Annotated in this window: 9 protein-coding genes; 6 read left to right on the top strand and 3 right to left on the bottom strand. The window is 51.4% G+C overall.

The genetic code is table 11. The features are described from left to right. The first annotated feature begins 9 nt into the window (after positions 1-9). Both AAC022_RS16750 and AAC022_RS16745 read left to right on the top strand, forming a co-directional pair. Complete coding sequence (locus AAC022_RS16750) at positions 10-1,290, top strand: lactate racemase domain-containing protein (RefSeq protein WP_339732832.1); 1,281 nt, start codon at positions 10-12, stop codon at positions 1,288-1,290. A gap of 26 nt (positions 1,291-1,316) precedes the next feature. Then, positions 1,317-2,048, top strand: a complete 732-nt coding sequence (locus tag AAC022_RS16745; RefSeq protein WP_339732830.1) for an RraA family protein — start codon at positions 1,317-1,319, stop codon at positions 2,046-2,048. Between the two features lie 290 nt (positions 2,049-2,338). Here the strand turns inward: AAC022_RS16745 and AAC022_RS16740 are convergent, their stop codons facing one another. Further along, on the bottom strand, positions 2,339-3,337 hold the full coding sequence (locus AAC022_RS16740) for an alpha/beta hydrolase (RefSeq protein WP_339732828.1): 999 nt from the start codon (positions 3,335-3,337) through the stop codon (positions 2,339-2,341). Between the two features lie 339 nt (positions 3,338-3,676). Here AAC022_RS16740 and AAC022_RS16735 point away from each other — a divergent pair, with 339 nt between their 5' ends. The 4 genes from AAC022_RS16735 to AAC022_RS16720 all read left to right on the top strand — a co-directional run bounded on the left by AAC022_RS16735 (position 3,677) and on the right by AAC022_RS16720 (position 10,170). Further along, positions 3,677-4,648, top strand: coding sequence for a DUF1559 domain-containing protein (locus AAC022_RS16735; protein ID WP_339732826.1), 972 nt, complete (start codon positions 3,677-3,679; stop codon positions 4,646-4,648). A 102-nt stretch (positions 4,649-4,750) separates the two neighbouring features. After that, on the top strand, positions 4,751-5,173 hold the full coding sequence (locus tag AAC022_RS16730; RefSeq protein WP_339732824.1) for a carboxypeptidase-like regulatory domain-containing protein: 423 nt from the start codon (positions 4,751-4,753) through the stop codon (positions 5,171-5,173). Between the two features lie 74 nt (positions 5,174-5,247). Beyond that, positions 5,248-8,613: a DUF1553 domain-containing protein gene (locus AAC022_RS16725; RefSeq protein WP_339732822.1), complete on the top strand. Its 3,366-nt coding sequence runs from the start codon at positions 5,248-5,250 to the stop codon at positions 8,611-8,613. Between the two features lie 39 nt (positions 8,614-8,652). Next, entirely contained in the window at positions 8,653-10,170 is a 1,518-nt protein-coding gene (locus tag AAC022_RS16720; RefSeq protein ID WP_339732820.1) for a DUF1501 domain-containing protein, read from the top strand. A 24-nt stretch (positions 10,171-10,194) separates the two neighbouring features. Here the strand turns inward: AAC022_RS16720 and AAC022_RS16715 are convergent, their stop codons facing one another. After that, positions 10,195-10,452, bottom strand: a complete 258-nt coding sequence (locus tag AAC022_RS16715) for a class I SAM-dependent methyltransferase family protein (protein WP_339732991.1) — start codon at positions 10,450-10,452, stop codon at positions 10,195-10,197. A 1,087-nt stretch (positions 10,453-11,539) separates the two neighbouring features. Then, the gene (locus AAC022_RS16710) at positions 11,540-13,687 is read right to left on the bottom strand and encodes a DUF1080 domain-containing protein (RefSeq protein WP_339732817.1); all 2,148 of its coding nucleotides are present in this window, start codon (positions 13,685-13,687) and stop codon (positions 11,540-11,542) included. Positions 13,688-13,899: the final 212 nt, after the last annotated feature.

Here is a 13,899-nt window from a genome sequence, read left to right as displayed (position 1 = left end):
AGTCCCAAAATGAATATCCCTCTCCCCAAGGTTTACCGAATTCGCCAAAACTTCCAATCTTCTCGAATTGAGAACGTTTCTGAAGCGGTTCAGACCGAACTTCCTAAAATCAATTTAGACAAAGTGGTCAAACCGGGAGACACTGTCGCCATCACAGTCGGCAGTCGTGGCATCGCCAATATCGCCACGATCATCAAAACCACAATCGATTATCTGAAGTCACTGGACGCAATCCCCTTTATCGTTCCCGCGATGGGCAGCCATGGAGGTGGAACGGCAGAGGGACAGGCAGAAGTCATCGCGGCGTACGGAATTACCGCTGAAGCCATGGGCGTCGAAATTCGCTCGTCGATGGAAACCGTGATCGTCGATACCACTTCGCACGGCATCCCCGTCCATTTTGATAAACACGCCTACGAAGCAGATCATGTTCTGATTTGCGGTCGCGTTAAACCGCACACCCGATTTGTCGGCGATATCGAATCTGGCTTGCATAAGATGATGCTCATCGGCCTCGGCAAACATGCAGGTGCCAAAATCTATCACCGCGCCATCGAAGATCTCAGCTTCGAGGAAATCATCAAAGCCGTCGCTGCTTCGATCTTGGAAAAATGCTCAGTTGTCGGCGGCCTGGCAATTGTGGAAAACGCTTATGATGAAACTGCGCTGATCGAAGCCGTGCTTCCGGAGCAGTTCTATGAACGGGAAACCGCGCTGCTTAACATCGCCCGCGAATCGCTGCCCCGGCTTCCTTTTCCAAAGTCTGACTTGCTGATCGTAGACCGCATCGGCAAAAACATCAGCGGCTCTGGAATGGATGCCTGTGTCATTGGCCGCAAGTTTAATGATCACGCCGCCACCGAACGCGATGTCGTCTCTGTCAAACGTATCATGATCCGCAGCCTTACCGAAGAAACACATGGCAACGCCTGTGGAATTGGTCTCGCTGAATTCACGAACCAACGTACGGTCGAGAGCGTTGACTGGAAAATTACCCGCATAAACGCTAATACTGGTAGTCATCCTACCGCCGCGATGGTGCCGCAGGCTTATGAAACAGACCGTGAATCCATTGAGGCTGCCTTACAAACCATCGGGCTGGTTCCGCCGGAAACAAGCCGCATCGTACAGATTTATGACACGCTCGAATTGAGTGAAGTCATCGTCAGCGAACCGTATCTGGAAGAGATCAACGCACGTGACGATCTGGAAATCATCTCCGGGCCGTTCGAACTGCCATTTGACGCCCAGGGAAATTTGACATCCGTTTTTGAAAAATCGCATCATTAAAATTTAACCTCAACAGGAAGAAATTCATGTCCACCGAAGGCCTCTCCACTGCTGCCCTTGAAGAACTCGCCAAGTACGACACCCCCACCGTCTGCAACGTGATTGAACTCTGGAACATCCGACCCCGTAACACCGGCTACATGAATGATTCCATTAAAGCCTGTTTCCCCAAGATGCCTCCGATGGTCGGCTACGCTTTGACATCCACTTTCCGCAGTATGGCGCCACCACGTAGCGGCGACGTTTACTCTGGCCTTGATGCTCAGGTCGCTGCTTTCGAATCTCTGCCTGGCGCCCCCGTCGTCGTGTATCAGGATATCGACGAACCAACGGCATCAGCCACGTTCGGCGAAGTCATGTGCTCGACCTATAAAGCCTACGGCGCGAAAGGCATCATCACTTCAGGCGCCGGCCGTGATCTGGATCAGGTCGAAGCGCTCGACTTTCCCGCTTTCACCAGCGGCACCAACTGCGCCCACGGCTACTGTCACACACTGCATGTGAATGTGCCTGTGACTGTTGGCGGCATTCCCATTTATCCCGGCGATCTGCTGCACGGCGATCTGAATGGCGTCTCCACGATTCCCACAGAAATCGCTTCCGAAGTTGCCGACGCCTGCAAGGACCTGATGAAAGCCGAAGACATCGTGCTCGATTATCTCAAAACCGGTAACCTGACCCCCGCAGGTCTAGGAGAAGCCCGCAAAGAACTGGGAGCTGAAATCGCCAAACTCGGCAAACGTCTCCGCGGCGAATAAAAACAATTCCTGCAACGAAGCAACCACCTCAATGCTGGCTCTCTCAAGGGGCCAGCTTTTTTGCTTTCCATTTCCTTTCTCAAAAAAACGCACCGGGTAACCCCGAATGCAATTCGGGGTTGTCGCAGACAACAGGAAACTGGCAGGGCACGCGTACGATATAGAATGGGTGTTCCCACGATATTGAAATAGCAGGGAGAACTCACGCTCTCCCTGCATTGTTCAATTGCACCATCACTTTCCTGCTCGCTCCGCTCGGCTTGTCCGACAGATTGCGTGGGCAAGGTTCCTTATTCCCCGTTCGAATTCGCTTTTTTATCGACGGTCTCTGATTTCGCATTCATCAAAGTCCGCTCAAAGAATTCTTCCATCAGAGGATAGGTTTCTTTCCGATTCTGAGTAAATACGCCATGGCCGGCTCCCGGGTATCGGTGATAGGTGACATCTTTGGCACCGGTCGCTTTTAATGCTTTGACAAACTGATCTGCCTGAGCGACGTGTACCAGGCGATCTCTCGTTCCTTGAAATATCAGAAACGGAGGGGCATTCGCATGCACATAGCTAATCGGCGATGCTTTCACTGCCTGTTCCTCTAGACTGGCATCAGGTTGTTCCAGAAACTTGCGAAGTCGTGGCTTGTTTTCAATTCCAGAGGGCCAACTTGTGAAATCTGTCGGAACGGCAGAAACGCAAACGGCATTCAACATGCTCGACTGATCCTGCCAGGGCCCGTCCCCTTCCAGATCCTTGTCTTTTCCGACCAATGCCAGCAAACTCACTAGATGAGCGCCGGCTGAATTCCCATAACCGCCAATCCGATGGGGATCAACATTGTACTTTTCTGCATGGGCACGTAACCAGCGAACCGCGCATTTTACATCTTCCATACAAGCGGGAAATGCGGCTTCCCCTGTCAGGCGATAATTCACACTAATGCAGACATACCCTTTTTGTGCGTATTCGATTGGGGCCGTCTTAAATATTCCGAGGCGTTTATCTCCGCTTGACCAGCCGCCACCATGCACGAACAACAGCGCCGGACGTGGTTTCTCACCGCGCAGTTTCGGCATCGCCAGATCCAGTGCCCAGAAATGACGGTTTCCCTTACGGTAAGAAATGTCCTCGACAATGATCAGATCTTTCGGTACGGGAGCCGCCCCTCCACGGGAGAGCAACGTATCCCGCACAATCGGCTCTTCAGCTGAAGTATCCTGTTCGTCGGGAACCAGATATATGGCAACTGCCAGCAAAAAAAGGACAGTCAAAGCACGAGATACAAATTGCGGCATCAGTAAGCCCCCAGGTCGCAGAAACGCCAGAAATCAGTCATTGAGTAACCCAATAAACCCCGGCACTCCGAACAGGTATCTCTCTTTGTTTGAGATTGAAAAAATAGCTGGGTTCTCAGGGGGCCACTCTCAGGGGGCCACATTGCAACATAAGTAGGTCGCTAACGCGGAGATTATCAAATAAACATAAATTATATATAATTACAGCAAATAATAGATTATCGTTGACTTAATGAGTGAAATTTTTTCAAATGGAGAGTTCATCTACTGTTCTTTCGAACTCTAGATATTTGAGTCTTATTGAAAATCATTTCATTACTTATCGCTCGGAGAAAAAAGATGTCAAAACGAACGAGGGCCGGTTTTACACTGATTGAGTTGCTCGTCGTGATCGCGATTATCGCGATCTTAATTGCTTTGCTCCTGCCGGCTGTGCAACAGGCACGGGAAGCTGCGCGACGCAGTACTTGTAAGAATAATTTAAAGCAATTGGGAATCGCGCTACACAGCTACCATGAAACCCATAAACGGTTTCCCTGCACCATTCACACGAACAAGACCTGGGGCGCCATTAATTCGGATCATGGCGGAAGCTGGCTCGTCCATCTGCTTCCCTTCATTGATCAATCCCCACTTTATAATATTTTGGATTTCGATTTAGACCCAGCACACCAGGCACAAACTACCAGTGGTCAATATGCCTACGAAGTTGAGGTCCCTGGGTTTATTTGTCCGAGTGACACCCATGAAGGATTTTGGACCAATGGTATGAGCGTCGATGGAACAACCAACGGTCAAAAACGTGCCGTCTCAAATTATTCGGCTTGCATGGGCAGCCAGCAGAACACTCCAGGAGGAACACACAATAATTATTTTGGACATGGACCAATTACCCGCGCGGACACCATGAATCCAAGAGAAATTTCAGGAGTGATTGGCCACATGTCCTGGGCCGCCCGGATCCATGATATTTCCGATGGAACAACTAATACGATTGTGATCGGCGAAGTCCGTCCGGAATGTTCTGATCACGTTCGTAATGGCTGGATGCACGTCAATTCCATGTATACCGGCACGGGTGTTGCCATCAACTTCGATACCTGTGAAGACAGTCCCGGCGCTGCCAGTGGAACGCCCAACTGGTTCAGCGGGCAATGGGGCAACAGCCAGGGCTTCAAATCAAACCATGTGGGCGGGGCCCATTTTCTGCTCTGTGATGGATCAGTTCGTTTTTTGAGTGAAAACCTCGACATGGTCACGTACCAGAGACTGGGAGATCGGCGCGACGGCGAGCCAGTGGGTGAATTCTAAAAGTTCCACCATTGATCCGATTTCTGTAACAAGTTTTTTCAAGTGAGTTGCAGTCATTCGTCGGCTGCAACTCTGGTACGTTTTAATTCATGGGGAGAGAAAATGTCGAAGACTATGATCCCTCACTTTGTTATACTGGGAATGATGGTTCTGCTCGCAGGCTGTGGATCCGGTGTAGACAGACCATCGACGGCAAAAGCAGAAGGCACGGTCAGATTTGAGAACCAGCCGTTGGCAGGCGCCAGTGTTTCATTTATCCCGAAAAGCGGACGCCCTGCTTCCGGTTTTACAGATGCGAGTGGCCATTTTGTGTTAAGAACATTTGAAGCCGCGGACGGAGCGATCCCCGGAGAGCATACCGTGATGATTTCCAAGGTCGCCGCAGATACCAAAAAACAGGGTGATATGTATGCCACGCAGAAATCAGCTATTCCGGAAAAGTATGCCGATCTGAAGAAGTCGGGTCTCAACGCTACCGTGAATGCGGACGGAGAGAACAAGTTTGACTTTGATCTGAAAAAGTAAGCTTTTATAATCAGCCCGTGTCGAACCCGGCACTCAACCGGCAGCCAATTTTAACACTGCACGAAATGTGAATCATGATGACGCGCTCGCTCACTTTCATTGTACTGATATTATCGTTCTTCGCCGCTCATGCGGTCGGTGAAGAAACGCCGTCGAAAAACAAGATTGATTTTGAAAAGCAGATTCTGCCCCTCCTTCAGGCGAACTGTTTTGATTGTCATGATGAAAATACGCAGGAAAGCAAATTCCGCCTTGATCGGAAGTCGGACTTACTGCGTGGAGGCGATTCAGGCGAACCCGCGATTATTTCGGGACAAAGTGGCAAGAGTCACTTAATCAAACTCGTGCGCGGCGAAGAAGCAGGCCACCTGATGCCCCCCGATGAACAGGATCGGCTTTCCAAGGAGCAAATTCGTCTGCTGGAAACATGGATTGATCAGGGCGCATCGTGGCCTGGCCCGAATGGCATCGTCAAACAAGAGGCCCAGACGACCGATCACTGGTCGTTTCAGCCACTCGCGGAAGTGACGCCTCCAGCCATCAAGGATGACTGGATCATCAACGGCATTGATGCGTTTGTGTTACAGAAACTACATGAGAAGCAGCTGGCACATAACCCGACGGCAGATCGTCGCACCATCATCCGTCGGCTCTTTCTCGATGTACTCGGCTTGCCTCCGACACCCAAACAGGTGCAACAGTTTCTGAACGATGCGTCTCCCGACGCGTATCAGAGACTCGTACAGAAAACGCTGGCCAGCCCGCATTACGGGGAACGTTGGGCGCGGCACTGGCTCGATCTGGTTCGTTTTGCGGAAACGCATGGCTTTGAAACAAACCGGGAACGGCCCAACGCCTGGCCTTACCGCGATTATGTAATTCAGTCTTTCAATTCAGATAAGCCGTACGACCAGTTTATCAAAGAACAGATTGCCGGCGACAGTTTCGGGAATCCCATCGGCACCGGATACCTCGTGGCAGGTCCCTACGACTTAGTGAAAAGCCCGGACATCAACCTGACTTTAATGCAGAGACAAAATGAACTGGACGACATGATCAATACGACCGGGACCGCGTTTCTCGGTTTGACGATTGGCTGTGCCCGCTGTCACAATCATAAATTTGATCCCATCACTCAGACCGACTATTACTCGATGCAGGCTATCTTTGCCGGCGTGAAGCATGGCGATAAAAAACTACCCATTCCCGAATCGAGACAGAAAGAGATCGAACTCCGACAGCAGGAACTGGCGAAGATCAAGTCTGAACTCGAACAGTATCTTCCGAAAACGGCATCCCGTCAGTTTACATTCATCGACGATGAACCGACTCAGAGCAGCACCGCTGGCAAACCAGCTCAAGTGAAACTGCTGCAACCGCTGGCAGGACGAGGCACGAACCCAGCAGGCACCGCACGCGGTGAGCAGCGTGACCCGGGCAGTGCCAACCATTCACCCAACCTGAGTGGTGGCAGCTACAGCTGGTGGAAAAACCAACCCGAAAAACCAGTCATCGCCTGGAAGCCACAAGTTCGGGGTGACTATCATCTCTGGCTTTCCTGGGGCTGCGGTTTTGAGACACATTCTTCAGACGCACGCTACGTTTTGGATCGCGATGGAAATCCGGAAACCACTGACGACTGGGAGCAAGTCGCTCTTGTCGATCAGAAAAAGTTCGCAGACGGCTCCGATCCCTCAGCCCGAAAAGCACTCTGGAGCGGCTTTCACCATGCCGGCGTCTTTCCACTTTCAGGAAACGAAGCACTGCTACTGGTTGGCGGCAATTCCGGGACTGCTCTGACGGCAGACGCAGTTCTATTCGAAGCGGTCACTCCATCGGGACTGGCGCATCAGCCTGCCAAACCCATGTTACGCAAATCCGTTCAAGCGACACACAATCTCGAACGAGTTGATCCCGTCGAAGCAAAATTCGTCCGGTTTACCATTCACACCACCAACGGCGGACAGCCTTGCCTGGATGAACTGGAACTCTTTTCGCGAGGCACAAACGTCGCGCTCGCAGAAGCGGGGGGCGTCGCTTCGTGTTCCAGTTCATTGCCTGGTTATCCGATTCATCAACTCAAACACATCAACGATGGCAAATTCGGTAACGCACATAGTTGGATCTCAAACGAAAATGGTAAAGGCTGGGTCCAGATCGAACTGGCACAGCCGACTACCATCGATCGCATCGAATGGGCCCGCGATCGCGACGGAAAATTCGCTGACCGCTTGGCCGTGGATTATGTCATTGAAGCTTCGCTCAACGGAACAGACTGGGAAACCATCGCCGGTTCGAGTGATCGTCTGCCGCTTTCATTACCGCAGTCGATCCGAAATTCCGCATCCGTCGCCTACCGCTTTGATCATCTTCCCCCCGCGCAGGCCAAAGCCGGCAAGCAACTGCTCGCAGAGCTAACGAAAGCAGAACACAAACTGGCTGCGATTCAGTCGACGCCCACCGTTTATACGGGACAGTTTACACAGCCCGGCCCCACGCATCGTCTCTACCGGGGAGAACCGTTGGCCAAACGAGAACAGGTCATGCCCGATGCTCCCGATGTCTTTACAAATTTGAATCTCAAAGCGGACACCCCGGAACGTGAACGTCGCAAACGTCTGGCCGAATGGGTCGCCTCGCCGAAGAATCCGCTCACCGCGCGCGTGATGGTAAACCGCATCTGGCAGTTTCATTTCGGCCAGGGATTCGTAACAACCCCCAGCGATTTCGGTGCCGGCGGCGTGACTCCCACGCATCCGGAACTGCTCGACTGGCTCGCGCAAGAACTGATTACGCACAACTGGTCACTCAAGCACATTCACCGTCTGATTTTGAACTCCGCCACCTATCAGCAGTCGGGCAAACCCAATGCCAAAGCCATTCAGATCGATGCAGCTTCCCAGTACTGGTGGCGTTTCCCGCCGCGACGGCTTGAAGCCGAACCGATTCGCGATTCGATTCTCGCCATCACGGGCGTACTCGATCTCAAGCAGGGGGGATCCGGCTTCAGTGCCTTCGAAGTCGACGCCGAGAATGTACGACACTATCACCCCAAACAATCCTACGGCCCCGAAGACTGGCGACGCATGATTTACATGACCAAAGTCCGCATGGAACAAGATTCCGTGTTTGGCCTGTTCGACTGCCCCGATGCCGCCACGACCGTCGCCAAACGCAGCCGATCGACAACACCACTCCAGGCTTTGAATCTGTTTAACAGCACGTTCCTGCTGCAGCAGGCAGACTTGCTTGCGAAACGACTCGAAACAGACCAGCCGAGTGACCTCCCCGCACAGGTCAGGCTCGCTTTTGAGCTCTGTTTCTCACGTCCGCCAACGAAGACCGAGCAAGCGGACGCCATTGCGTTTATTTCCCAGCATCAACTTCCCGCCTTTTGCCGAGCCCTGTTGAATAGCAATGAATTACTGTTTATTCAATAACCCGAACTGAATCAAAGAACATAAAAACGAGTCACGACCATGAGCGCATCAAACTCCAAACTTCCCGCCAGTCGACATCTGCTGAACCGCAGAAGTTTTCTGAATCAGACCGCCACCGGTCTTAGCAGCATCGCACTCTCGGCCATGCTGGCAGAAAACCAGCTGTTAGCCGCGAACAAGGAATCCAGCCGCACGGTTGGTGGGAAAACTCCCATCCGGCCACAAATCGACGCCGGCGACCCATTTGCCCCTCGCGACACCCACTTCCCGGCAGCCGCCAAGAATGTGCTTGTCATTTTCTGCTCGGGGGCTTGCAGCCATATCGATACGTTTGATTACAAACCAGCTTTGATCAAAATGAATGGCAAGCCGATGCCCGGCGGCGACAAGATCGTCACTTTTCAGGGGCAGCAGGGAAATCTGACGCAGAGCCCGTGGAAATTCAAACCCCGCGGCGAATCGGGGAAAATGATCTCTGACCTCGTTCCTCATTTAGGGGAACTGGCAGACGACATCTGTTTTTTACATTCCATCAAAGGCAAAACCAATACGCATGGTCCGGGTGAAAATTACATGTCAACTGGATTCACCCTCGACGGCTTTCCCAGCATGGGAGGCTGGACCAGTTATGCATTGGGTAGTGAAAACCGTGATCTCCCCGCTTACGTCGCGATTCCCGATCCACGCGGCACACCTCAGGCATCCGTGAATAACTGGGGCCCCGGATTCCTGCCGGCCGCCTTTCAGGGAACCGATTTCAACGCAGCCCAACCGATCCGCAATTTAGATCGTCCCGCGGCGATTACTTCCAAAACCGATCGAGCCACCCGCGATTACCTGCAGCGGTTGAATGAACAGCACCTCGAACGTTTTCCCGGCGACACCGAACTGGCCGCACGCATTTCGAGTTACGAACTGGCCGCACGCATGCAGCTTAGCGTTCCCGAAATCAGCGACCTCTCTCAGGAGTCAGCGACCACACTCAGCATGTACGGCATCGACGATACGAAAAATCAACTCAAAGCATCCTACGCGAAAAATTGTCTCTTAGCGCGGCGTCTTATCGAGAAGGGCGTGCGCTTCGTGCAGCTCTTTAATGGTGCGTATCAGACGGGGGGCGAAGGCGTCAGTAACTGGGACGGACATAAACAAATTGCCGAACAATATAGCGTGCATGGTCCGGTACTGGATCAGCCGACGGCCGCGTTAATCAAGGACATGAAACAACGCGGCTTGCTAGAAGACACGCTGGTTGTCTGGTGTACCGAATTTGGTCGCATGCCCACCTTCCAGAAAGGGGCCAGCGGTCGCGATCACAACCCGGAAGGCTTCACCTGCTGGATGGCGGGGGCCGGCGTCAAAGCACCATTTACTTACGGTGCCACCGATGAGTTCGGCTACAAAGCGGTCGAAAACGTCGCCACCGTCCACGATTTCCACGCGACCATCTTACATCTACTCGGCCTCAATCATGAGCGGTTGACCTTCTATCACAACGGTCTCGAACGCCGCTTGACCGACGTGCACGGGACCGTGATCAAAGATGTTTTAGCGTAATGAAACCAACCTGCTTTCAGCCCCTTATTCTTTGACTGCCATCGAGACACTGAAAATCCCTTCGTCATCAATCAGCATGTCTACCTTTCGGAAGCCGACGGAAGAGACGAGCTGATCCATCTCCTGTTGAGTGCGACATCGCATGACCCAGGGATCACCGTCCCGATTGGGCAAAACGCGTGCGATCATTTCCTGTTGCGGGTGCCAGGGTTGATTCGTGTAGAGCAGGTAGCCTCCCGTGGCAAGCGCGTCAGAGAGACCTTTTAACGCAGATAGCTCTATTGCCGACCAGCTGATACGCGAGTGCTCAAACCAACTTCAAAATCACATCAACAAGGTTAAACCCCTTGATGATAGGTACGCTCAATTCGTTAGGGCCAAGCAAGTATTGGAGAAGGAAAAAAATCGTATTGATTCCCAGAGGGATTCTGAATATTCTAGAATTAGACGGGCGTATGCGGCAGTTGATTCAGGTGAGTATTTGCTCAAAGCGCAAAAACGATATAATACTGACCAGATCAGAGAGCAGATTAGTACCATTGACGTAGAACTACAAAAGGTCGTCAATGAGTTACGTCGTTTGCAGTAAAGGTCGTGATTCCATCGGCAAGTCTCATTTGAGACTTGCCGTGTTTTTCGTTGCTGACATGCAGTCCGTCCTTGCAAACTCTGCATATTGTTTTTCAAGTGCGAGATGAACTAAAGGAATAAGCATCTCTGGAAGTGGTGTCCGGGCTTCGTTTTTACACGCCTTCAGAAACTCACTGGCAAACTCCCCAAACGAACCATAGTCACGTTGCGATGGTTGCCATCGATCTACTAGAGACTCTAGAGATGACCACAGCCGCTCTGTATGTTCAATTACCGAATGACAATCAGCACTCTTCATATGGGTATAGTCGAGTAAGGCTCCGCGAACAGAGTATCACAATACTCTAAATTTTTTTTGGTCAGATCGAAAAGGTTTGTGGCTGACTTCGCTCGATTTGATTTCATCTGGCAAGACAGCATCACCAGTAAACGAACAGGTTATAAATACGTAGTTTACTGACTACCAGGAAATTGTTTTTTCAACCCTGAAGTTTGATTGCTGGCGGAAGCCGGGATTGGAGAGGTGCAAAAACGACTACGTCCAGACAGGACGTTTGAAACACGCGATTGCCCAATCACTATCCATCGAACCGGATCAATCTCACACCCGACCGTAAGAACGGCCTCAAGACCCAAAAGAAGAAAAAGTAGAGAGCTACCGCTGCATTTTAACCGCCGATTTGGCAGATTAACGCAGATTCAGGAAAATACAGACCACCGCTTTCGGCCCTAAGCCAGCATACTCGATGGTGATCTACCGCCCTAAAGTAGATTCCCGCTACTTAAACTTAATGTCCTTGACATATTCGTTGTGCCTGAAGTGATTGATGCTTCTGATTTTTTTACCACCGATCGTGACGTTGTCGAAAGTGATGTCTCTTATCAGTCCGTCTTCCATACCGATCAATATATCGGGCAAGCCCGAAACATTTTTTTCCGCGATATGAATATTTTGAAAGAGTATGCCCGAAAGATCACCCGGCCCCCGCTTTCTCCCCCAGCTTTCCCTCTCCATAACGATCTTAAACGTTTGTTTTGTTGTGCGAGGATCACTCACCCGGATGTTGCGAAATACCACCCCCTCCCCGGTTGCGTTGCGCCCTATGGCTCTCAATGAAAACACACAGCCGGCTGGGTTTTTCGGCCAAAGCGCCCTGGAGTAAATGACATCACAATCTTCCACGACTGTGGGCTTTACTCCAGGTTGTGGCTCCATCCACTCCATAACAAGAGCCGCACCATTGACATCGTTCCAAAACGTCACCCGGCGTATGGCATGGCCCATTACATAAGTACAATCGTCGTTGCAACGCATGAAGCAATCTTCCATGATGCCCCTGTAGCCAGCACCCAGTCCGTCACCATTTCCTCGCCAGGAAATCACTTTCGACCATTGAATGTGAGACGGCCCTTTGCCCACCCACTTCGAGGCGAATCCCTTTGCTTGAGCCGCTGGGTCGGCTATGGTCACTCCATCAAGCAAATTGTAATCAGCCCCTTCGATCCAGATGCAATAGTGCAAGCTATGGTTTGGCTGACGCGGCTTCGCAAATTTGGGATGCGCCAGTCGGGCCCCCGATATGGTGCCGTGACCATGAATCCGAATATGGTGACCATCCTGTTCATCGTTGTTGTGAAAAGTCCCGTATATGATGGCATCGCCGGGAATGTAGTAGCTTTTGTTGGCATGAACCTGAAACCCCACACCGATTTCGTGCACACCGGGCAGAAAATACAACGTGCTCCAGCTCCCTTGGGTCGGTGGCTTCTCTCCCGGTTTGACGGTATGCACGCTCGAGTCATCCACACTGGGCCGGTCTTTCAAAAATGGGTTCCCAAAAATGGTCACGGCGTGAAGCGGGGGCCCTTTATATCCAGAACCCGTATCCTGATCATCCATCTGCCCGTCGATATCAACTGCAATCAAACCAGGTTCATCCATGATCAAATAGGCAACACCGTTGCGAACCTTACAGGATCTGTATTTGTGCTGGGAGTGTGCTGCCGCCTTTCGAATGGCAGTTCCATCGGCCTTGCGAATCGCGATCTCGACTGGCTTATTCATCTCGAAATTCACGTAGGTATGAGTCCAGTGATCCAGATGCCAACTGTAGGCATTCTTTGGTTCAGAACGGAAGGGTGTTCCCACCTTACTCCTTGTGATGAACGCAAAAGGATCCTGCCAAGTCCTGGAGCCCAAAAGCCGGACTTTTATCTGATACTTGTCAGATGGCTTCAGTCCAGGCACGGGGGCATACACATGAAGCCCACTATCATCATCTGAACTCGCTGGTGTGGAGGACCTCTGTATTGGTTGGGTCTTGATTGGTTGGATCTTGATCGCTCGAAACGCGACCTGTGAATCACCCCAACCAAGAAGACCGATATGTCCCTTGGTCTGACGTCCGTAACTCGACACATCTGCCTTATCGATAATGATCACTCCATTGAGCGTCACGGTTATCACGTTGTCTACGGCGCGGATCCGCTGTTTGTTCCATTGTCCAACGGGCTTAAGATGTCCACGTTTGGCCGCCACACACTTGAAGATGGATCCGTGATAAGCGGTCGATTTTATCCCCGCGTAACGCTTTGCGCTGTCGTCCAATATTTGGATCTCAAATCCGTCCTTGGTAGTTATTCCTGTGCGGGGCGATCGAATCGCTATTCCGTGATTCGCGCCTTCCGAGAGCTTGAACTCAAAATCGAGAACAAAGTCGCCGTATTCTTTCTTGGTGAAAAGATTCCCCTTGCCAGGAAGACTGACCAACAAGCCACCCCTGACTTCGTGGCTATCCAAATCTCCAACCCACCCTGTCAAATCCCTACCGTTGAACAGCGACTGATAAGCCACTTGAGCATTCGCATGAGATTGGCTACCGAAGATCAAACACCCCAATAGAATAATCGAATAGTATTTCTTCATGATTTTGTTACTCTCGCTAATCGTTTCATGTCGAACGGTTCTTCATTAATTTGTGAACGCCGGATTAATTCCGGTGCGGGCGCCGGGGTAAAACCGGAACGCTTTTGGTTAGTTTACTGACTATTAGGAAATTGTTTTTTCAACCCTGAAGTTTGATTGTTGGCGGAAGCCGAGATTGGATGGGGTGCAAAGGATATCTTAATCCGGACTTT

The sequence above is a fragment of the uncultured Gimesia sp. genome (assembly GCF_963976445.1).
Classification (GTDB): Bacteria; Planctomycetota; Planctomycetia; order Planctomycetales; family Planctomycetaceae; genus Gimesia.
This window is presented reverse-complemented; position numbering and strand designations above follow the sequence as displayed.